18 protein-coding genes are annotated in these 20,838 nt (G+C 49.4%); 12 read left to right on the top strand and 6 right to left on the bottom strand.

What is annotated here, in order from left to right; all coding sequences use genetic code 11:
- Positions 1–17 precede the first annotated feature (17 nt).
- The 6 genes from ACN0IC_RS02835 to ACN0IC_RS02810 all read left to right on the top strand — a co-directional run bounded on the left by ACN0IC_RS02835 (position 18) and on the right by ACN0IC_RS02810 (position 9,377).
- On the top strand, positions 18–1,481 hold the full coding sequence (locus ACN0IC_RS02835; protein WP_416877243.1) for an SLC13 family permease: 1,464 nt from the start codon (positions 18–20) through the stop codon (positions 1,479–1,481).
- A 41-nt stretch (positions 1,482–1,522) separates the two neighbouring features.
- Positions 1,523–4,015, top strand: coding sequence for a lyase family protein (locus ACN0IC_RS02830; RefSeq protein WP_416877242.1), 2,493 nt, complete (start codon positions 1,523–1,525; stop codon positions 4,013–4,015).
- A 161-nt stretch (positions 4,016–4,176) separates the two neighbouring features.
- A complete protein-coding gene (locus ACN0IC_RS02825; RefSeq protein ID WP_416877241.1) occupies positions 4,177–4,440 on the top strand; it encodes a DUF4212 domain-containing protein in 264 nt (87 codons plus the stop codon).
- A gap of 4 nt (positions 4,441–4,444) precedes the next feature.
- Positions 4,445–6,202 carry a sodium:solute symporter family protein gene (locus ACN0IC_RS02820; RefSeq protein ID WP_416877240.1) on the top strand — a complete coding sequence of 586 codons (1,758 nt, stop codon included), beginning with the start codon at positions 4,445–4,447 and terminating at the stop codon, positions 6,200–6,202.
- Positions 6,195–8,153 carry an acetate--CoA ligase gene (acs, locus tag ACN0IC_RS02815; protein WP_416877239.1) on the top strand — a complete coding sequence of 653 codons (1,959 nt, stop codon included), beginning with the start codon at positions 6,195–6,197 and terminating at the stop codon, positions 8,151–8,153. The genes ACN0IC_RS02820 and acs overlap by 8 nt, the downstream gene beginning before the upstream one ends.
- A 3-nt stretch (positions 8,154–8,156) precedes the next feature.
- Positions 8,157–9,377, top strand: a complete 1,221-nt coding sequence (locus ACN0IC_RS02810; protein ID WP_416877238.1) for an NAD(P)/FAD-dependent oxidoreductase — start codon at positions 8,157–8,159, stop codon at positions 9,375–9,377.
- A 25-nt stretch (positions 9,378–9,402) separates the two neighbouring features.
- On the opposite strand, the gene ACN0IC_RS02805 is transcribed toward ACN0IC_RS02810, so the two are convergent.
- Entirely contained in the window at positions 9,403–11,031 is a 1,629-nt protein-coding gene (locus ACN0IC_RS02805; RefSeq protein WP_416877326.1) for an alpha-D-glucose phosphate-specific phosphoglucomutase, read from the bottom strand.
- Between the two features lie 249 nt (positions 11,032–11,280).
- Between ACN0IC_RS02805 and ACN0IC_RS02800 the strand changes: the two genes are divergently transcribed.
- Positions 11,281–12,030 (top strand): Crp/Fnr family transcriptional regulator, encoded by a 750-nt coding sequence (locus ACN0IC_RS02800; protein ID WP_416877237.1) that lies wholly within the window; start codon positions 11,281–11,283, stop codon positions 12,028–12,030.
- Positions 12,031–12,064: 34 nt separating this feature from the next.
- Here ACN0IC_RS02800 and ACN0IC_RS02795 read toward each other — a convergent pair whose 3' ends face one another.
- Genes ACN0IC_RS02795 through ACN0IC_RS02785 form a run of 3 tightly spaced genes read right to left on the bottom strand, consistent with a single transcriptional unit; the run spans position 12,065 to position 13,901 of the window.
- On the bottom strand, positions 12,065–12,658 hold the full coding sequence (locus tag ACN0IC_RS02795; protein ID WP_416877236.1) for a MotE family protein: 594 nt from the start codon (positions 12,656–12,658) through the stop codon (positions 12,065–12,067).
- On the bottom strand, positions 12,655–13,353 hold the full coding sequence (locus ACN0IC_RS02790) for a hypothetical protein (RefSeq protein ID WP_416877235.1): 699 nt from the start codon (positions 13,351–13,353) through the stop codon (positions 12,655–12,657). The genes ACN0IC_RS02795 and ACN0IC_RS02790 overlap by 4 nt, the downstream gene beginning before the upstream one ends.
- Positions 13,354–13,361: 8 nt before the next feature.
- On the bottom strand, positions 13,362–13,901 hold the full coding sequence (locus ACN0IC_RS02785) for a flagellar basal body-associated FliL family protein (RefSeq protein ID WP_416877234.1): 540 nt from the start codon (positions 13,899–13,901) through the stop codon (positions 13,362–13,364).
- 100 nt (positions 13,902–14,001) lie between these two features.
- Between ACN0IC_RS02785 and fliF the strand changes: the two genes are divergently transcribed.
- Genes fliF through ACN0IC_RS02760 form a run of 5 tightly spaced genes read left to right on the top strand, consistent with a single transcriptional unit; the run spans position 14,002 to position 18,629 of the window.
- Positions 14,002–15,633, top strand: coding sequence for a flagellar basal-body MS-ring/collar protein FliF (gene fliF, locus ACN0IC_RS02780; RefSeq protein ID WP_416877233.1), 1,632 nt, complete (start codon positions 14,002–14,004; stop codon positions 15,631–15,633).
- The gene (locus tag ACN0IC_RS02775; protein ID WP_416877232.1) at positions 15,633–16,334 is read left to right on the top strand and encodes a hypothetical protein; all 702 of its coding nucleotides are present in this window, start codon (positions 15,633–15,635) and stop codon (positions 16,332–16,334) included. Before fliF ends, ACN0IC_RS02775 begins: the two co-directional genes overlap by 1 nt.
- Positions 16,331–16,702, top strand: coding sequence for a FliM/FliN family flagellar motor switch protein (locus ACN0IC_RS02770; RefSeq protein ID WP_416877231.1), 372 nt, complete (start codon positions 16,331–16,333; stop codon positions 16,700–16,702). Before ACN0IC_RS02775 ends, ACN0IC_RS02770 begins: the two co-directional genes overlap by 4 nt.
- Complete coding sequence (fliP, locus tag ACN0IC_RS02765) at positions 16,699–17,517, top strand: flagellar type III secretion system pore protein FliP (RefSeq protein ID WP_416877230.1); 819 nt, start codon at positions 16,699–16,701, stop codon at positions 17,515–17,517. Before ACN0IC_RS02770 ends, fliP begins: the two co-directional genes overlap by 4 nt.
- Positions 17,517–18,629, top strand: coding sequence for a FliG C-terminal domain-containing protein (locus ACN0IC_RS02760; RefSeq protein ID WP_416877229.1), 1,113 nt, complete (start codon positions 17,517–17,519; stop codon positions 18,627–18,629). The genes fliP and ACN0IC_RS02760 overlap by 1 nt, the downstream gene beginning before the upstream one ends.
- An 83-nt stretch (positions 18,630–18,712) precedes the next feature.
- On the opposite strand, the gene ACN0IC_RS02755 is transcribed toward ACN0IC_RS02760, so the two are convergent.
- Positions 18,713–19,825: a flagellar basal body P-ring protein FlgI gene (locus tag ACN0IC_RS02755; RefSeq protein WP_416877228.1), complete on the bottom strand. Its 1,113-nt coding sequence runs from the start codon at positions 19,823–19,825 to the stop codon at positions 18,713–18,715.
- A 5-nt stretch (positions 19,826–19,830) separates the two neighbouring features.
- A complete protein-coding gene (locus ACN0IC_RS02750; RefSeq protein WP_416877227.1) occupies positions 19,831–20,835 on the bottom strand; it encodes a hypothetical protein in 1,005 nt (334 codons plus the stop codon).
- Between the last annotated feature and the right edge of the window lie 3 nt (positions 20,836–20,838).

Below are 20,838 nucleotides of genomic sequence, written 5' to 3'. Positions count from 1 at the left end.
AGAATTGAAATGGTGCGATGAGACATTCAACTAAGTTACTGCCCGGTCACCGAACCCTTGGGCTCTTTGCCGGAATTGTTGCGGCTATATTAATCTATATCTTTCTTAGGCCTGCTGGGCTCCCCGAAGCTGGAACGATGACTGCTGCAGTGGCTGCTCTCATGGCGATTTGGTGGGCAACAGAAGCCGCCCCAGTCGCCGTGACGGCTTTATTGCCTCTTGTCTTGTTTCCGTCACTGGGAGTTTTACCTATTGCTGAAACTGCACCGAGTTACGCGCACCCGATTATTTATTTATTTTTCGGGGGATTTGTTATCGCAATTGCAATCGAAAGATCCGGTTTGCACCGCCGGGTAGCACTTAAGACATTTAAAATGTTTGGAATGAACGGAAAGTCTCTGATTGCAGGTTTCATGGCCGCAGGCGCATTCATTTCAATGTGGATATCGAACACCTCCACGACACTCATGCTTTTGCCTATCGCCATGTCAGTGATTGTCGTCATCCGTGACACTATTCCAAACCTGGCTGAGAGAGAAAGATCCGATTTTGAGACGGCCCTTTTACTTGGCCTTGCCTATGGCGCGACACTTGGAGGAATATCGACTCTTGTCGGGACACCGCCCAATGCCCTCATGGCCGGCTTCATGCAAAGTACTTATAATATTGAAATTGATTTTCGAAAATGGATGCTCATTGGTGTCCCTGTATCAATGATCATGCTTCCTCTTACCTGGCTTGCTCTCACGCGATTTATCTTCAAGGTGAATTTCCGAGCTACTAAAGAGGCCAAAGCGCAAATTGGTATTATGAGTGGAAACATGTCTAAAATCACGCAACCCGAAATCCGGATTGCTCTCATCTTTACAGCGCTTGTTCTCGGCTGGATATTCCGCAAGCCATTAGCTAGTCTAACAGGTATGTCGGAACTGACTGATAGTGGAGTAGCTATGGCGGCTGCGATTGCCGCATTTTTGATACCGAGCGGGAAAGATGGTGAGAATTTGATGACGTGGGAAGATGCAAAACGCCTGCCTTGGGGAGTTTTGATACTTTTTGGCGGAGGCCTTGCTTTAGCCACTGCAATGACAAGTTCAGGATTAACGCAGTGGATTGGTGAGCTTTTGGTTCCGCTTGGTGACGTGAATATTATTATCTTGATTATTGCTATAACAGCCATGGTCATATTCCTAACAGAACTAACCAGCAACCTGGCGACGACGGCGACCTTCCTGCCGGTCATGGCGGCTATTGCCGTAGAAACAGGTCAAGATCCGTTGGTCTTCGTTATCCCTGTGACTTTGGCTGCGAGTTGCGCCTTTATGTTGCCTGTCGCAACCCCGCCAAATGCGATTGTTTTCAGCTCAGGTTCTGTATCTATTCCTCGAATGATGCGAGCGGGTATCGTCTTAAACCTAATCGGCGTGGCCGTCCTGACCGTTGTTTCGCTCTATTTAGCCCCAGCTGTTTTTGGTTCATGAGGCCTCTTCGTCAAAAAATATGTTTGTCCGTCGGGATTTTATTGACAGGCATTTTTCCTGCTGAACAATTATATGCTCAGCCGATTATATCCTGTCAGGATGGTTTTCCAAAACTAACGACCGATTTTGACGGAGCGCGTGCGGGTCAATGTGTCAGGTTAGAAAAAGATAATTTTGAAATCCAGATCTTGCCAGAAAACACACCTATAAACCCCAGTCCTTGGTATGCTTTTGATTTAGAAACAGAGGTTCCACAAACAATATCTATTACTCTGAATTACGAAAATGCTGAGCATAGATATAAACCCAAAATGCAGAACCCTGATGGACTTTGGTACCCTCTGCCGGAGTCATCACTAAATATACATGAAGAGGGCCAGAAAGCTGTGCTGACGGTTACCGTGCCAAAGGGCCAAACCCGAATTGCAGCCCAAGAGGTCATACCAATCCCTCAAAAAACATCTTACTGGACCGACTATGCAACGGATAATGGTTTGGATTTTGAGATAATTGGTCGTTCGGAACGCGGCCAACCGATAGTCTCAATGACCCGAAGCTCCAGTAAGTCCAACGCGCCTCTGATTGTTATTACCGGGGGACAGCATCCACCGGAAGTCCCGGGTCGATTAGGATTGAAATCTTTTCTCGCAGCATTGTTCGAAAATTCGTCGAATAAAACCGAATTAGACAATTTCGAATTTTTGATTGTCCCGGAAATGAACCCGGACGGCGTGAAAGACGGAAATTGGCGACACAATGCCAATGGACTGGATCTAAATCGAGATTGGGGTCCGTTCTCTCAACCTGAAACACAAGCTGTAAGGGGGCAAATCCAACAAAGGGTAAAGGCAGGTATAACGCCCTATCTCTTATTGGATTTTCACGCGACGCGCCGGAATGTTATTTATACACAACCGGATCATGCAGGTTTAAAACCTGAAAATTTTGCCCGAAGATGGCATAACAATATAGACGCCGTATGGGACAAACCTGTTCCCGCGCGATCCGCAAGTCATAATCCGGATTTACCGACAGCGAAAACTTGGTTTTCTGAGACTTATAAAGCACCGGCCATCACAGTAGAATTCGCCGACGAGATAAACCGTGCAGAGTTAAAGGATTTGAGCGCGGCAATGGCCCGAGGACTTCTTTTGACGTTGCAAGACTTAACGACTGAGAAAACGCCGCCGACACGACCTGCAGGTGATATCTTTGGTGATGTGAATCGCAATAACCTTGTGATGGAAATTGAGGCCGCTATTGCTCAAGCTCAATCGGAATATGGTATCATCTCGGCTTCTGCTGCAGCAGAGATTGCCAGAAAGGCGGATGTCAAATATGCGCCTATCGAAGAAATTGCCAATGAATATGAACTCGTCCGTCATCGTATGGTGGCACTTTTAAATGTTTGGCGGAAAAGCCTTAGTCCGGAAGCGGCCAATGCGCTTCATAATGGGGTCACCACAGTCGATATTTATGACACGGTTCTGACGCTGCAGCTATTAGATACGATTGACATTCTCCTTGGCCATATGCTGATAATGGAGGACAGTCTTGTCTGTCTGGCAGAATCTCATAAAAACACGCCTATGATGGGGCGGACTTTGGGCCAACACGCTTTGCCTATAACTTTTGGTAAGAAAGTTACGGGCTGGGCCGGGGTCAATCGCAGGAACATGGACCGCCTATATGACCTTCGAGACAGACTAAAAGGACACGGAACACTGAAAGGCGCCGTTGGAACACATCTGGGTCTGGGGCCAGATGGTTACGAAATTGAGAAGCGAACTTCAGAACTATTGGGATTGGGCTTACCGGCTCCTGCCGATGATAGAGCCGCTCGTGACAAATTCGGTGAATATGCTGCCATTCTGGCTGTTCTCTCTCGGTCTTATGCCAATATCGGAAATGAAATATTTCACCTTCAGATGACAGATATTGGAGAAGTCTATGAACAGCGCAGAACAACAGCTGTAGGTAGTAGTACCATGCCGCATAAACGTAATCCGAGCCTATCAGAACAGTTGATACATCATGGGCGTGTAATTTCTGGCCAATCGGACATCCTACTTGAAGATATGGTGAACCATTTTGAGAGGGATAACACTTCACGTCCTATTCGGTCGCTGGAAAGTCTGGCGCAAACCGGAATGGAAATGATGGAGGATGTAAATAAACTCATTCAACGTCTTGAAATCCGCCCCGAACGGATGAGAGAAAATATGGAACGAACGGGTGGTATGATCATGGCCCAAAGGCTGGTATTTTTTCTGGCTGAAGACATACCCCGACATCAGGCCGAAGAACGTGTAAGGCATGCCGCAAATCTCAGCCTTGAAAGTGATAAAACGTTTAAAGCCGCACTTCTGGAAGATAACCTCATTGGCCCTAAGCTCTCAGGTCAGCTTGATGACTTATTAGACCCTACAACATATATCGGTCTTTCAGCCCAACAGGTTACGGAGACACGTAACTGGATTTCAGAACAACGCATTTCCAGAGATCAACCCAACTTAAAAACCTGTTCTGAATAGTATCGGATTAGGAAAAGTACCGTATCATAATGACGTGCTTCTGCATGACTAGATAAGTCTTCTAATCTTCGCTTCGGGATTATAAATAGTCTTAAGACATAATTTCCTCATAGCCATCTCGTTCACGCTTGCTAAACTCCCCAAAACAGAGGGGAAACTTTATGAGTGACGAACAGATTAGAAACCGCGCGCATTATTGGCGCGCCACAAAACAGCTCACTGTGACGCTCTTATTGGTCTGGTTCCTGGTATCATTCGGAGCTGGGATTTTGTTCCGTGAGGCGCTTGATAATTTTTCCGTTGGGGGCGCGCCATTGGGGTTTTGGATGGCGCAGAACGGATCGATTTATATCTTCGTTCTCTTGATTATTATTTACTGTATTCAGATGACACGGCTGGAGCGGAAATACGGAATCAAGGGCTAGGATCATGGATCAGACCCTTTGGACCTATTTTTTCGTTATCCTGACTTTCGGGATTTATATCGGCATAGCTATTTGGGCGCGGGCCGGCTCGACCAATGAGTTCTATGTCGCCGGACATGATGTCCATCCGACCTTGAACGGCATGGCCACGGGCGCGGACTGGATGAGCGCGGCGAGCTTCTTGTCTATGGCCGGATTAATTGCCTTTCTCGGCTATGGCGGCTCTGTCTATTTGATGGGATGGACAGGCGGCTATGTCCTCTTGGCGCTTTTGCTCGCGCCCTATTTGCGGGAGTTTGGAAAGTTTACCGTGCCGGATTTTGTCGGAGATAGATATTATTCAAAACTGGCGCGCGTCATTGCCGTCATTTGTGCTCTTATGGTGAGCTTCACTTATATTGCCGGACAGATGAAAGGCGTCGGTGTGGCGTTCTCCGGCTTCCTCGGCGTCGATTTCAATCTTGGTATTTTTATCGGATCCGCGATTGTGTTCGTCTATGCCGTATGGGGCGGCATGAAAGGCATCACCTATACGCAAGTCGCACAATATGTCGTGATGATATTTGCCTATACAGTTCCGGCGATATTTATTTCGCTGATCATTACCGGAAACGCTGTGCCGCAATTAGGATTTGTCGGCAATGCCGTCGGGACAGATGTGTCGATGCTCGAAAAACTCAATACTGTTTTAACCGATCTCGGCTTTCCAGAATATACCTCGACGACCAAATCCAAAATAGACATCTTTTGTATCACGGCGGCTCTCATGTTCGGCACAGCCGGGCTACCACATGTGATAATTAGGTTTTTCACAGTCAAATCCGCTCGGGCGGCGCGAAAGTCCGCCGGATGGGCGCTTGTCTTTATTGCGCTGCTCTATACCACCGCGCCGGCTGTCGGCGCCTTTGCCCGGATGAATTTTGTCGAAACGGTGAATGAAGCGACCTATATCCAGGACGGAGAAGATTACGAAGCGCGCGCGGCAGAAATAATATCCGAAGGCGGGAAGCCGGTTCCGGCGTGGTATAAGGACTGGGAGAAAACAGGGCTCTTATCTTTCGAAGATAAAAATCAGGACGGCATTATGCAGTATCGCGGGCCGAATGCACCGGACGGCCTAGAGAATGAAGTTGACCCCAACCGGGATATTTTTGTTCTGGCAAATCCGCAAATCGCGGAGCTGCCGGGATGGGTTATTGGACTGGTTGTGGCCGGCGGTTTAGCCGCGGCGCTTTCGACAGCAGCGGGCTTGCTTATGGTCATCAGCTCTGCCGTCTCGCATGATCTTTTGAAGCGGACCCTCACGCCCGATATGACCGAGAAACAGGAAATGCTCGCAGCTAGAATCGCGGCCGCAGCCGCAGTTGTAGCGGCGGGATTGATCGGGGCCTTTGCGTCGAGCCTGCCTTTCGTGGCGCAGGTGGTCGCCTTTGCCTTTGGGATTGCCGCAGCCTCGCTCTTTCCAATCATCTTTTTGGGGATTTTCTGGAAACGCATGAATCGTGAAGGCGCGATTGCAGCGATGTTGACGGGTCTGATTTCAACTGTGTCTTATATTAGTTATTTCAAATTCATGGGCGGGACGGAGGCCGGATGGTGGTTCGGTATTTCGCCGGAAGGTATTGGCTTTGCCTTTATGTGGGTGTCTCTGGCTGTCGGCATGATTGTGTCTCTCGTGACAGCACCGCCGCCGCTTGCTATCCAGATCCTCGTAGATGACATCCGTATCCCCGGTACAGTTAAGGACAAAGTTTATGAGTGACGACGTTAAGACCTATCCCGTTCCAACTGATTTTAGTCGAAAAGCCAATATAGGGCCAGAGCAATACGGGTCTATGTATGCGGCGTCGATTGAAGATCCGGAAAGCTTTTGGGGCGAGATGGGGCAGCGTCTGGACTGGATAGAGCCTTATACAAAGGTCAAAAACGTAAACTGGGACAAAGCCGATCTATCCGTGAAATGGTATGAGGACGGCGTGCTGAATGTCACCGCCAACTGTCTTGACCGACACTTGGCCACACGCGGGGATAAGCCAGCCATTATCTGGGAAGGCGATGAGCCGTCTGATAGCAAAACTTTCACCTACCGCGAGGCTCATCTGGAGGTGTGCCGCCTCGCCAATGTTCTGAAAGACTTAGGTGTGAAAAAGGGCGACCGGGTGACGCTTTATATGCCGATGATCCCCGAAGCCGGATTTGCCATGCTCGCTTGCGCCCGTATCGGGGCGGTACATTCTGTGGTTTTTGGCGGCTTCTCTCCTGAGGCTTTGGCCGGACGCATAACCGATTGTGACAGTACGGTTGTCATCACCGCTGACGAAGGGGTGAGAGGCTCTAAATCCATTCCGCTGAAAGCCAATTGCGACGCCGCTTGCGATATTGCGGCCAAAGCCGGCAAACCTGTCTCTAAGGTTTTATGTGTCCGACGGACGGGCGGTGACGTGAACTGGGACAAGGGCCGCGATGTCTGGCTGCATGAGGCGGTGAAAAATGTTTCCGATGACTGCGCGCCGGAGCCGATGAATGCCGAAGATCCGCTCTTTATTCTCTACACGTCGGGATCGACCGGAAAACCGAAAGGTGTGCTCCATACAACGGGCGGCTATCTCGTTTGGGCGGCTCTGACCCATGAGCACGTGTTTGATTTGAAAGAAGACGATGTCTATTGGTGCACGGCCGATGTCGGATGGGTGACAGGTCATACATATATTATCTATGGGCCGCTTGCCAATGGCGCGACGACGGTGATGTTTGAAGGGGTTCCGACCTATCCTGATGCGTCGCGTTTCTGGCAAGTTTGCGAAAAGCATAAAGTGTCGCTTTTCTATACGGCGCCGACGGCTATTCGCGCCTTGATGCGGGAAGGGGACGGTCCGGTGAAAGCCACAGACCGAAGCTCTCTCAGGGTTCTGGGCACGGTGGGCGAGCCAATTAATCCCGAAGCCTGGGAATGGTATTTTCACACCGTTGGCGAGGGGCGCTGCCCAATTGTCGATACGTGGTGGCAAACAGAAACGGGCGGTGCCATGATTGTGCCGCTGCCGGGAACCACGCCGATGAAACCGGGGTCTGCGACCTTACCGTTTTTTGGGATTGAACCTGCTCTTGTGGATGCGGAAGGTAAGGAGCTTGAAGGCGAAGCCGAAGGCAATTTGATTATCAAAGAAAGCTGGCCAGGCCAGATGCGCACGGTTTACGGCGATCACCAGCGCTTTATCGACACCTATTTTTCGGCCTATCCCGGGACCTATTTCACAGGTGATGGTTGTAAACGAGATGCAGGCGGATTTTACTGGATTACAGGCCGGGTGGATGACGTCATCAATGTCTCCGGCCATCGAATGGGCACCGCTGAGGTGGAAAGCGCGCTCGTCTCTCACGACGCCGTGGCCGAAGCGGCAGTGGTCGGCTACCCTCATGAGATTAAAGGGCAGGGGATTTATGCCTATGTCACCTGCGTCTCCGGTGTCGAGACGAACGAAGCTCTGCGTAAAGACCTCGTCAAACATGTCCGCTCTGAAATCGGCCCGATTGCATCGCCCGACCTTATCCAGTTTGCGCCGGGCCTTCCTAAAACGCGCTCCGGCAAAATCATGCGGAGGATTTTACGCAAGATCGCGGAAGATAAATTTGATAGTTTAGGTGATACCTCGACTCTTGCTGATCCGGACGTGGTCGATGACCTCATTGCAAACCGAATGAATAAAGCCTGATGAATGACTGAGACATGCGTCATCGTCGGGGCGAGCCATGCGGCGGCTCAGCTTTGCGTTTCCTTGCGTCAAGGTGGCTGGGAAGGGGCTATCACCGTGATAGGGGATGAGGAGGCCTTACCCTACCACCGTCCGCCTTTATCAAAAGATTTTCTCGCCGGAGAAAAAAACCTGATAGACATTCTTATCCGGCCCGGTGAGGCGTATGAAACTGCTGACATTGAGTTGAAACTCGGCGTCAGGGTCGGCGCTATAAACCGCGATAATAAATCCGTCTTGACGGATGATGGCGATATTTTTTCCTATGATAAGCTGGTGCTGGCGACGGGGGCGCGTGTCAGGCATTTGCGGATACCGGGGGCGGACTCCAAAGCCGTTTATTATCTTCGAGATACGAAAGATGTTCTGGCAATCAAATCCAAAATCGCGCCCGGCAAACGCGCCGTCATAATTGGCGGAGGCTATATTGGCCTCGAAACGGCAGCTTCACTTCGGAAACAGGGGATGGAGGTTACTCTATTGGAAGCTATGCCGCGCGTATTGCAACGCGTAACGGCGCCGGAACTCTCCCATTTCTATAAAAGAGTTCACCGGGAAGAGGGCGTGGAAATTCTCGACGGCGTCGTGGCCTCTGAGATTTCGTCGTCAAATGACAGGTTAAGTGTTTCCACGTCCTGTCAGCAAAATTTCGATGCCGATATGGTGATTATCGGTATAGGTGTCATTCCCAATATAGAGCTGGCAGAAATGTCAGGCTTAGTCGTCGGAAATGGCATTGAAGTAAATTCTTTTTGTCAGACATCCGATACTGATATTTATGCCGCCGGAGATGTGACCTGGCATCATAATCCGGTTTATGATCGGTATGTCCGGCTCGAGTCTGTTCCTAACGCGACAGAGCAGGCGAAGACAGTCGCAAACCACATAAACGGCAATCCTAAACCCTATAACAGCTTGCCTTGGTTTTGGTCGGATCAGTTTGATTTGAAATTGCAAATTGCCGGACTGTCAGAGGGCTATGACGATCTCATCCTTCGCGGAGATATTAACACCTCTCGCGAATTTGCCGCCTTTTACTTTAAGGGCGATAAGCTGCTTGCCGTCGATGCGGTGAATTCGCCTCGGGAATTTATGTTGGGTCGAATGGTTCTGGGAAAAGGCAAGACCTTAGATAAAAAAGCGATTGCAAATCAAAGCACAGGTTTAAAAACGGCCATAATCTGACGCAAAGTCGATTTCGAAAGAATACTCAGGTGATAAGTGACGGCTTCTCTCTTTTCACTGTTGATTTGATTTTCGCAATCTCCTCAGCAATCTCGGCGATGGGCTGTAGCGCGGTTTGCACGTCCTGTTTTAGGTCGCCATCTTTAGGCTCATACTTTTCAAGATAGAGCCTGAGCGTAGCCCCAACAGTGCCTGTGCCGGATAGCCGAATGACAAAGCGGCTGCCGCTTTCAAATTCGACCCGAAGGCCTTGATTGTGCGAGATCGAGCCATCTACCGGATCATGATAAGAAAAATTATCCGCTTTTGAGACAGTTTCATCTTGAAACGTCATTCCTACGAGGCTTTCCAGCTTTTCGGATAGGCCTGATATGACGGCGTCTGCTTGCGCTTTATCGACCCCCTCATAATCATGGCGAGAGTAGTAATGACGGCCATAGGTGAGCCAGTGATCCGAGATTACATTTTCGACGGATTGATGACGGGATGCCAGAATGTTGAGCCACATAAGTATCGCCCAGAGGCCATCCTTTTCGCGGATATGATCAGAGCTGGCCCCGGCGCTTTCTTCTCCGCAAAGCGCAATTCGCCCGGCCTGCAGCAGATTTCCGAAAAACTTCCATCCTGTGGGAGTCTCGAAATGTTCAATCCCTAAATCCTTGGCGACGACATCGACGGCGCGGCTGGTCGGCATGGAACGTGCCACGCCGGGTATGCCGTTTTCATAACCCGGCACATCTGTCGCATTCGCGGCCAGAACGGCCAGACTGTCCGAGGGGGAGATGTAAATATTGGGTCCAAGCACAATATTTCGGTCCCCGTCCCCGTCAGAGGCAGCCCCGAAAAAGGGCGCGTTCTCTGAAAACATCGTGTCAAAAAGCTCTCTGGCATAGACCGGGTTGGGGTCCGGGTGACCGCCCCCGAAATCTGGTTTTGGCGCGCCGTTTATGACGCTGTCTTCCGGCAACCCCAGTCGCTCGCAAAATATGGCTTTGGCATAAGGTCCTGTGACGGCATGCATGGCATCAAAGCAAATTCTCTTTTCATTCAAGAGGTTTTTAATGGCGTCAAAATCAAACAATTCCTCCATCATCGTCAGATAGTCTGCGACAGGATCTATGATTTTAACGGTCATCTCTTCCAGATGCGTTTCCCCCACATCTGATAGGTTAATGTCATTCCCATTGGCGATTTTGTATCGATCAATGTGTTGAGTTCGCTCAAATATAGCGTTTGTAACAGCTTCGGGCGCAGGCCCGCCATTATCGCCGTTAAATTTGATGCCAAAATCGCCTTTCGGCCCGCCCGGATTGTGGCTGGCGGAAAGAATAATCCCTCCGGCGGCTTTATGAAGACGTATTAAATTAGAAACAGCCGGTGTGGAGAAAAGCCCATTTTGCCCCACTATCGTCTGAGAGACGCCATTGGCCGCCGCGATTCTAAGGATAACCTGTATGGCTACATCGTTATAGAACCGACCATCCCCGCCGAGAATCAGTGTCCCGCCCTTAAGCTCAGGAACCGAGTCAAAAATAGCTTGAACAAAGTTTTCAAGATAACCGGGCTGCTGAAAAACAATTACTTTTTTTCTTAACCCCGACGTGCCGGGCTTTTGTCCCTCAAACGCTTTCGTGTCTACCTCAGTCATTATAATTTTCCTTCTCATCCGCGAGGCTACTTAGCACATATGCGGGCCTCAGAACTTTTGCAAATATTTAGAGGTGGAGGATGATTCAGTCAGACCCGAATTATTCCCGAATGTAGAAATTATCAGCTGATATCTTTAAGTCATTCGATTGGGCGTTCCACCGAAAGCCGGAGATAAACTTGTAAACTTTCGCAGTCAGGTTGGAACGAAGTTCTCTTAAAAAGGGTTAAGTAGCTATATAACAAGGAGAATTTTGTGCTCAATGCATTCACTAAACATATTCTGCGAATAGATAGTGTTCTGTCTGATGCACCTAATGACTATAAAGGCACTCAAGATATTCACCGTCATTCCTTTGGCGACGGTGAATTTGTTTATGAGGCGGGCGATCCGTTTACACGGGTTTATATCGTCGAGCAGGGATGGTTGGCCTCCCTGAATGTACTGGCGAATGGGGGGCGGCAGCTTTTAAACTTCTATACACCCTCGGATATAATAGGGCTGGAATGTCTCTCCGGTAGAAAAGCCCCGAGTTCCTTAAAAGCATTATGCCCGACGCGCCTCATCTCGATTGAGCGAACTGAATTTCTTGAAATTATGCGAAAATCACCAGAGTTGATGGAGTATTTTATCTTGCTGATGGGGCTTCAGGACGTCATTCTGCAGGAACGTATCTGCTCCATGAGCCGTATGGATGCAAAACATAAAATTGTTTATTTTCTTTTGCTTTTGAAAAGCAAAGTTGCTGTCAAAGATGAAGAAGACAGCCAAAGTCTTTTTTTGCCTTTAACTCAATATGATATTGCTGATTCACTTGGTCTAACCAATGTGACCGTTAGTAAAGTTATGAGTGAATTGGAAAAGGCGGGGTATATTCAATATAAACGTCAACGCATTGAGTTTCTAGACACGGAAGCTTTGATAGAGATGGTCAATTTTCAGGATAGATATGCCAGTTTCAAGCAAAAGATAGCCAATGGAAACAATATCGCTTCAGCTGCTTGATACTGTGTCAGCGGAGCCATTTGTTTAGGCTGATTTAACGCCAGTTCGATCCGCGGTTTGCGATTATCAGGCTTATTTCGTAAGATTTTCTCGCGCCCATTTCCGACATAATAAGTCCGGCTTGAGTGCTGTCCATTTCGCGCAGAAATCCCGCCGCGAACCCTGCGTCCATACTATTAAAGATTTCGGCCGCCTTTTTCGGCTTCATTGTTTTATACATTTCGACTAAATGCGTAATGTCGTCCTGAGCGACTTTTTCCATTTTATCTATTTGTGCTTGAATTGTCTTCTGGGTAACGTCCAGGCTGGCAACATCCTTTTCGACTTTCGTTTCAAGGGCTTTAAGAGCCGTTTCGCGTTTTGCCATTTCAACCTGACGCTCATTGAGCAGGCTGCGTTCTTTTATTAAAGTTTCGGCGACAGCGCCGGTGAGACACACCTTTTCGCTGTTGTTGAGGTCTTCAAGGTCGTCGGAGATTTTACTGCTGGCTGTGCTTTCAGAAATAGATGTTTTCGCATTGGCAATATCCGTTTTTACATCCGCTGCAGCGAAGGACAGATTGCCAGCTTGGATTAGAAATATAACGCCGAAGCTGACAGAGATTATCGGGAGAATCTTTTTTGTCATGAGCGGGCTTGCTTAAGGCGAGATAAAAGTCCGGTCTTTTTCAAACCCGCCTTTTCCGCCAAAACTTCCATTTCATCGAAAAGCTCTTCCATGGACGATTTCGCCATTTCAGGCGTCAGATCATTTACGTCTGAATCAGAGGATACGGGGTCTGACTTGGAAGGTTTTGTTTCTGCTGCGGGCGTTTCATTGTCTTGTTCCAGTGCCATATGAGGAGCCTCAATAGACACGACTTTTGGCGCGGGCTTAGCTGTCAGTCCGTTTCGGTAACTCTCAATATCAGAGACAACTTTTAATAAGCTAGACGCCGTATTTTGTGCCTTCATGACGCTATTGGGCAGAGTGACGGTGATTTTTTCTTCCAAAGTAGCATCGAGCGACCGGGCAGATTTAAGGCGCCGCTCTGCATCAATTGTTGTTGCTTCAAGTTGTGTGGAGAGCGTTTCGGCTTTCTCGATAAGTTGTTTCAACATCTTGACGGAATCTTCTGTGGAAGCCTGAGCCTTCTGCGCGGCGTGATGCGTCTTGTGAATGGCTTCGGTCAAAGAAACGATAGAGGCGCCCACACCGCTTTTAAGATTGCTGAGACCTTTTAGCTTTCTGTTGAGTTTGATGCAGTAAATACAGGCCAAACCCGAAATAAACAGTAGAATAATATCCTGGATCATATCCATATTGAGAGGTATCTGAGACATAAATTCCACTATCTTATCAAAAAGTCAGTTATTAAAACGCCGGCTACTTTATCCGGCCCTAGAACCAGCTTGGATCGGCGCAGGAGCTGAGCCCGTAATTGCGGGAGAAACGCCGGATCCTGTAGTTCTGAAACCTCGACGGCTCTTAAATATCCCATATAAGCGTCTCTGAGGCGCAAATCATTGGCCTCCACTTCGCTGCGGATGTCCTTTGGAACTTCCAGGGCAACCCTCATGCGGAGGACGTTCCTGTTATCCCGGATAGAGACAACAAATTCATTCATTTCCACAATTTCAAGATTGGTCGGCATCATGTCATGCGGAGTCGCTATATCTGACGCGGCTGCAGTATGGGCTCCGGTGGCAATGGTGCTTTCACTGGTCGGTAAAAGGTAAACTGTGCCAAATGAGGTCGCCGCCAAGATAAGGGGCGTGACGATTGCTCCAAGAAGTTTACCCTTTTTCTTGGGAGCAGCCTCCGGTGCAGAATCGGCATCTGCCGCTTCGACACTTTCTGCCGTTTCCTGCTTAGTCTTTTTTTCAGCCACGCGCTCGTTTCCTACATGCACCGTCTTGGAAATTGATAAAAAACACACAGAAGTAAACTGTCTGTTAATTATATTCGTTAATATCTGAAAAAAGCATGTGATGCGCCGATTTGGTAAACAGGATTTTTCCCAAGGCAACAGGATGAACATCGTAAATGTGTGGCGGGGGCTTCCGTTACAAAAGCAAATAATATCAATAGGGAGCGTGTTCGCGACACTGGCTCTCGTTTTCCTGTTGATGTCGACTGCCCTCAAGCCAAAAATGGACCTTCTTTATTCCGGGCTGGACTCAGCGGACGCCGGAGACGTGATTGCCAAGCTCGATAATCTTAACGTAAAATATGATGTCAGAGGCAATGCCATTTACACGGAAAGCACCCGAAGGGATTCACTAAGGCTGGAGCTCGCAAGAGAAGGTCTGCCCAAACAATCAGTCGTCGGCTATGAACTCTTCGACACGATGAACAGCTTTGCCATGTCAACGGAGATGTTTGACGCGACTTACTGGCGGGCCAAAGAGGGTGAGCTCGCCAGGACCATTCTGACCATGCAAAATATACGCGCGGCGCGGGTTCATTTAGGCACGCAAAAAGCAACTGGATTCCGTAAAGGCCCAAAAGCGACCACAGCGTCAGTCACGGTGTCAACCTCAAGCGGTCTGAATGGCGAACAAGCAAAAGCTATTCAATATGTGACCGCTCTGGCGATTGTCGGCCTCAACCCCGAAGACGTGGCTGTCGTGGATACAATGCGCGGCCTAATTGCCGGGCCGGGGCTCAATGATCAGTCTGATATGGCGGGCAATGGGGAGATAGAAAGAGCGGCCAAGCTAAAAGCCAATTTGTTATCCATGTTGGAAGCCCGCGTCGGGGCCGGAAATGCGCGCGTTAATGTCTCTCTGGACATCGATCATACGCGGGAAAGCCTGACAGAGAGAAGCTTTGATCCTGAAGGCCGCGTTCTTAAATCTCAAACGACGTCAGAAATTGCCGATACCAGCCAAGGGACGAGCGGCTCTGTTACAGTTGCCAGTAATTTGCCTGAAGGCGCTGCTGGCGGCGGCAACAACCAGTCAGAGCGAAGCGAAACCAGTGAAACTGTTACCTATGAAGTTTCTGAAATCCTCAGAAACCGGGAAATTACGCCTGGCGCCGTTAAGCGTATGACCGTGGCGGTCCTAGTGAGTGATGCGCAAGTCGTGGCCGAAGACGGAACGATCACGCAGGAGCCTAGGTCAGAAGAAGAAATGGCGACGCTTACGGATCTTGTGGCCGCAGCCTCCGGCCTAAATGAAGAAAGAGGGGACGTGCTGACGCTGAAGTCTCTTCCTTTTGATCGTCCCATCGAAACAGACCTGATTACGAAGCCAAGTGTTTGGGCGCAGTTTAAAGAGCAGTATTTGTGGAGCACGGTACAATCTTTAATTCTTGGAATTGTTGCCTTGGTGCTTGGCCTCTTTGTGGTCAAACCGCTTCTGACGCGGGATCAAAGCGCATCCGGAGAGGCGGCGCCGGGCCTTTTACCTATGTCTTTAAACAGCGAGACGCCGGGACTGGAAAATGGCCGCCAGAATCAGGCCTTAATCGCGGCAAACTCTCCTCCCTTGGGGATTGAGGGGCCGTCCTCCTCTGATCCGATTGATATGCTCAATAACCGAGCCAGCGAACAAATTGATGATGCGGCCAGCCTGTTGGCCAATTGGTTAAGCGCTGACGCCTCGGAGGCCAGTTAATGGCGGCCCATTTCTCAGCTCAGTCCATTGTTAAAAAGCAAGAAGACTTAATAACGCCGCAAGAAGATTCGGCTGTTATCTATCCGGATATGGCGAAGTTCCACCCGGGCGGCGGGGGCGCTATTTCAGGGCAGAGTAGAGCCGCCCGGCAGATTGATTATACTAACGGGTTTGAAGCCGGAAAAGCCGAAGCATCCGAAATGTATGAGCAGACAATCCGCGTCATGGAAACGGCCTTGGAAGGGTTGAAGTCTTCAATGAAGGCAATGACACGGGATGTAGAAACAAGTCACGGCGAAGTCGTGAAGCAATGCCTCCAAGCTCTTCTACCCGAATTGTCTCAAGAGATACTGCGTCATGAAATTCATTGCGTTATATCCGAAGCAGCGACGTCGCAGACGGATCTTCGTCTCTCTGTAAATCTTAATCCGGGCAACGAGATTGCAAAATCCTTTCTGCAAAAGTCATTCGGACCGGAATTGACCCTCGTTGAAAGTAATGAGATGGACAAAAGTGCGGTTCACTTTTTCAGAGGTGATTCCGTCACGAAAATTGACCCGGTAAAGACCGCTCAAACTTGCCTCGGTCTTTTGGGAATAGAGTGCGCGCCGAAGAAAACTGTAGAACGCTCATCTGGCAGAACAGAAGCCCCTGCAGGCAATGATTTGGGCGAAAATGAAGACATGCAGGAGGCTTCATGACCGATAAAAATCAATCAGCAAAAGATCAGGCCGAGTTTGAAAAGACAAAATCTGCAAACGCCGGAGATATTCCTATGGCGGAACGCCGGGATGGACAGGCCGGAGCAACGTATAAAAGATCGATATATGCACTCCCAGTGACCGTTCAAATCGTTATTGGCACAGCGCGGCCGACGATTGCCGAACTCTTGAAACTCAAAAAAGATTCGGTTTTGGAAATGGACAAATCCATAAACGATCCGGTTGATGTTTGTATTGATAACCGCGTTATCGCGCGCGGGGAATTGATAGAAACAGATGTGGCGACGGGTGAGATTGGGTTGAAGATTACAGAAATCGTCGATATTTCCGAAGACATGCTTTCATGACACTTGCGATTGCACGTCGCTATTTAACGCCAAAACGAATTCTGGTTTTATTGGCGGTGCTAGCTGTGCTCGTCTTGCTTCCTGCTATCGCCGTTGGCCAAGTCGCGCCTCAAACCCCGCCGGATGCGGGAGAGGCCTTGGGCGAGCTTCTCAACAGCCCTAATGAGGATGGCTCGGTTGGTCTGGATGCGCGCGTCATTCAGCTTTTCCTGATTGTCACAGTGCTGAGCCTGGCCCCCGGCCTGGCGATGATGATCACCTGTCTTCCCTTTATGGTGATCGTTTTTTCTTTCCTGCGGCAGGCGCTCGGATTGCAGCAATCTCCGCCCAATATGATGATTATGGGTCTGGCGATGTTCTTGACCTTTTTTGTGATGGAGCCGGTATTTACGACGTCCTGGGATGAAGGCCTGTCGCCCTATATGGACGGCATGATTACGGAGCAGCAGGCCATCGATCGAACTTTGACACCCTTTCGGAGTTTTATGGAAGCCCGCGTAGAGGCGGACACAATCGAGCGCCTGGCCGCCACCATGCCGGAAAGAAATTATGACCTTTCCGGAGAGGCGCCACTTCCACTTCTTGTGACGTCTTTCATGCTGTCCGAGATCAAACAGGCCTTTCAAATCGGGTTCGTTATTTTTATGCCATTTCTTATCATAGACCTCTTGGTTGCCTCCATTCTGATGGCTATGGGTATGATGATGGTTCCGCCCGCCGTGGTGTCTCTGCCCTTCAAGTTGGCATTTTTCGTTATGGCCGATGGATGGCTTAAAGTGACTGAAGCCCTTTTACGAGGATATGGAGTCGCCTGATGTTAAAAGGTGAAGTGATGCCGCGAGATTTTAGTTCTACCTCAAACTCTGCCAGAGCGGGCGGACAAGGAAATGGACGGCCGCCCCAAATCGATCATCTGAGCCTGCCGCAAAGAGCCGCCATTATTCTGGTGTCAATGGGACCTGATTATGCAGCCCCGATTGCAGAGAAACTGTCTGACGCGCATCTGCGAAAATTTGTTGAGGCTCTTAAACAGCTGCACGAAGTCCCCAGAGAGGCTATGCTCGCCGTCGTGGCGGATTTTGTGGTCAAGATAAACGGACGAAAAAACACGATGATGGCCGGTCCTGAAAGAGCTTTGGAAATGGCCGAGAAGGTATTGGATTCAGACAGGCTGAAACGGCTGTCGGCATCGACAATGCCGAAAACATCACTTGGTCCGCAGAGTGACGTCTGGGGCGCCTTAGCGGAAAAACCCGTTGAACAAATAATAGAGTTTCTTCTCAAGCAGAAAACAGAGATTTCGGCGTTTATTATCTCTAAGCTTCCAACTGGTCTTGCCGGAGAAATACTCTCATCTGTTCCGGACGAAACATCCGTTGCCTATGTGAAAATCCTGTCCGAGAACCGCGAAGTTGCGCCTTTTGCGCAGCGGGCCATAGAGAAACTGGTTCGCAAAAACTGTTTGGAAGTGGCTGAGATTCCTACGAACGACGCAGCAATTGATTATACGGCAGAACTACTCTCCATGGTGTCAAAAGACAAACGTGATAAACTACTTCAAGACTTGGAAAACAGCGACAAAGAAAGAGCGAAAGCTATTCGTAAGGGCATGCTGACCTTTGAAGATCTGCCTGTCAGACTTCCGACTTCTGCGATTCAGATTATATTTAAAGACTTTCCGAAAGACGATCTTCTCTTGGCATTGCAGGCCGGGAGGACAGAGTCAGCTGAAAGCGTTGAATTTTTAATGGCAAATATCTCTCAACGTATGGCAGAGAGAATGAAGGAAGAAATAGAAGCTCTTCCAGAGCAGACGCCTGCAGAGTCCGACAAGGCCATTAATAACTTCATGAGCTTTGTCACGAGCCTGCACAGGTCTGAAAAAATTGTATTGGTGAAAGCTCCTGCCGAAGAAGACGCGGCTTAAACACCCAACATAATTCTTCTGGGTTCAATTTTCCTGATAGGTAGAAAACAGGAAGCGGAAGCACTCAGCTTCCGTCTCACAAGCTATTGAAGGACAAGCTCAGCGTGGAGCGCGCCGGCGGTCTTAATCGTCTTGAGTATATCGATCATTTCTCTGGGGGAAACGCCCAGAGCGTTCAATCCAGCCACGAGGTCTGGGAGAGATACATTGTCTTCCAGAATCGCAATGTTTCCAGGCTCTCCGTCCCTCACAGAAATATCCGTGCGCGGGAGTACGATGGACTCACCGAACCCGAAGGGATTTGGTTGTGAGGCAACCGGCGTCTCTGAAATTGTAATCGATAAGTTACCCTGCGCAATAGCAACGGACGAGACTTTAACGTCTTGACCCAACACGATTGTGCCGGATCGTTTATCCACAACGACACGTGCTTTCTGAGCGGGTTGCAAGGTCAGGTTTTCAATTCGGCCCATAAATCGAGCCGGAGAAATCGTGCTCTGAGAAAGGTCTAGTTCGACTGTACCTGAGTCCAGAAGGAGAGCGTATTTTCCGCCTAAGCTCGTATTGATCTTAGACTCCAGACGTTCTGCTGTTGTGAAGTCAGGTGAGCGAAGGGCAAGGCGGATACGCTCCATCTTACCAAATTCAAAATTGACTTCCCGCTCGATACGCGCGCCGTTGGGGATAGTGCCGGAGGTTGGGACGCCTTCCGTGATAGACGCGCTCTCGCCCTCAGCTTGAAAACCGCTGATGAGGACGCTGCCTTGAGCGAGCGCGTAGACTTCGCCGTCTGCGGCGTTGAGAGGCGTCATGACGAGCGTTCCGCCGGCCAGGCTTTTCGCATCCCCAATAGAAGACACATTAATGTCTATTTTAGAGCCGAGCCGGGCGAAGGGCGGCAAGGAGGATGTGACCAAGACCGCCGCCACATTATTAGGGCGGAAATCACTGCCCTGAATATTGACCCCCAACCGTTCCAAGAGGTTGGAGAGCGCTTCTTCGGTGTAAGGGGAGTTCCGGATCGTATCACCTGTCCCGTCAAGGCCGATGACAAGCCCATATCCAACAAGGTCATTACTCCGCACACCTTCGACATCGACAATGTCTTTAATCTTGACGGATGCTGATGCTTCGAAAGGTATTAGAGCCGACAGAGTGAACAGAAGGCCGAGGCATGATAAAAATAAAGAGCGCATAGATATCACAAGAAATTTGTTAGGGTGAGGTTAGAAAGTCGGGCCGTTATGGTATAGGAGGCTTCAAGCTGAACCTGGAGCTGTTTGAGCTCGCCCGCCGCTTCAAATTGATCCCTACCAAAGAGATTTTGGAAAGAGGTGGCCAGATCCAGAGCTTCGCTTTCATGCTGTTCTGCAGCTGATTCAAGACTTTGAGCAAAAATTCCGAGTTCGCCGTTTAGTCTCACGATTCCCGACGTTGCTTTTGTAATGGACGCTGCTCCATTGGTCACGAGCGTGTCAAAAGAGGCTTTATCACCTTCAGGAAGAGCGCTTTTAGACGTTGCTAAAATAGCCAGGCCCTTCAGCACATCTTTTATGCTTTCAGATTTTCCTGAAACCGGCACTTCGATTGTACGTCCATTGCCAAGGGGAAGGGCAGGGGGTTTTCCGTCGCCGCCTTGATAGATGCGGGTTTCAAAATCGCCGCCGTCACTGAAGTAATCATCTATTGCCGTTATCGCCGCGCCAGTATCTGGCGCTGTCGCAATCAGGTTTTCAATATCGGACAGAAAGACATCTGCGTCACCAAAAGTGGCCGTATCGGTTCTGTCGCCCGAAAACAGATTGCGCTCGCCATGTTTCACACTGAGAGAACTCATAATATTTTCAACACTTGCGCGGGCTTCACTGATGAGCGCGTCTGTGCCGAACACATTATCCGTATTCAGGGCGACAATGGCCCGACTGTCGATATTATCAATAACGTCAAGAGTGCTCGTCAAAGCGCCGGACATCAGAGAAAGACGTGACTTGGAAAGCGTATTGATGTTTTGCGATTGCTCTATGTCGCTTTGAGCTTTCTTTAACAAATGCGCCCGTCCCAAATCTCCGTCTGTTGCTTTGGTCAGGTCGGATTTGAGGCCTGTGACGGCCTCTTGAGAGGCGGTTTGGATGCGTTCGCGTATTTGCGCAGTCGTGCGATTGCGGCGGGTAAACGAGAGTAGATCTGGATAGCTATTAATCTGCATATC

The organism is Litorimonas sp., from assembly GCA_029936425.1.
Lineage (GTDB): Bacteria > Pseudomonadota > Alphaproteobacteria > Caulobacterales > Maricaulaceae > Litorimonas.
This window is presented reverse-complemented; position numbering and strand designations above follow the sequence as displayed.

What these genes read in the sequence shown, in the direction of transcription:
- ACN0IC_RS02755 (WP_416877228.1), bottom strand. Translation starts at nt 19,825, where the DNA reads ATGCGCTCTTTATTTTTATCATGCCTCGGCCTTCTGTTCACTCTGTCG.
- ACN0IC_RS02770 (WP_416877231.1), top strand. Translation starts at nt 16,331, where the DNA reads ATGACCGATAAAAATCAATCAGCAAAAGATCAGGCCGAGTTTGAAAAG.
- ACN0IC_RS02775 (WP_416877232.1), top strand. Translation starts at nt 15,633, where the DNA reads ATGGCGGCCCATTTCTCAGCTCAGTCCATTGTTAAAAAGCAAGAAGAC.
- ACN0IC_RS02795 (WP_416877236.1), bottom strand. Translation starts at nt 12,658, where the DNA reads ATGACAAAAAAGATTCTCCCGATAATCTCTGTCAGCTTCGGCGTTATA.
- ACN0IC_RS02750 (WP_416877227.1), bottom strand. Translation starts at nt 20,835, where the DNA reads ATGCAGATTAATAGCTATCCAGATCTACTCTCGTTTACCCGCCGCAAT.
- ACN0IC_RS02825 (WP_416877241.1), top strand. Translation starts at nt 4,177, where the DNA reads ATGAGTGACGAACAGATTAGAAACCGCGCGCATTATTGGCGCGCCACA.
- ACN0IC_RS02820 (WP_416877240.1), top strand. Translation starts at nt 4,445, where the DNA reads ATGGATCAGACCCTTTGGACCTATTTTTTCGTTATCCTGACTTTCGGG.
- fliF (WP_416877233.1), top strand. Translation starts at nt 14,002, where the DNA reads ATGCGCCGATTTGGTAAACAGGATTTTTCCCAAGGCAACAGGATGAAC.
- acs (WP_416877239.1), top strand. Translation starts at nt 6,195, where the DNA reads ATGAGTGACGACGTTAAGACCTATCCCGTTCCAACTGATTTTAGTCGA.
- ACN0IC_RS02835 (WP_416877243.1), top strand. Translation starts at nt 18, where the DNA reads ATGAGACATTCAACTAAGTTACTGCCCGGTCACCGAACCCTTGGGCTC.
- ACN0IC_RS02760 (WP_416877229.1), top strand. Translation starts at nt 17,517, where the DNA reads ATGTTAAAAGGTGAAGTGATGCCGCGAGATTTTAGTTCTACCTCAAAC.
- ACN0IC_RS02810 (WP_416877238.1), top strand. Translation starts at nt 8,157, where the DNA reads ATGACTGAGACATGCGTCATCGTCGGGGCGAGCCATGCGGCGGCTCAG.
- ACN0IC_RS02790 (WP_416877235.1), bottom strand. Translation starts at nt 13,353, where the DNA reads ATGTCTCAGATACCTCTCAATATGGATATGATCCAGGATATTATTCTA.
- fliP (WP_416877230.1), top strand. Translation starts at nt 16,699, where the DNA reads ATGACACTTGCGATTGCACGTCGCTATTTAACGCCAAAACGAATTCTG.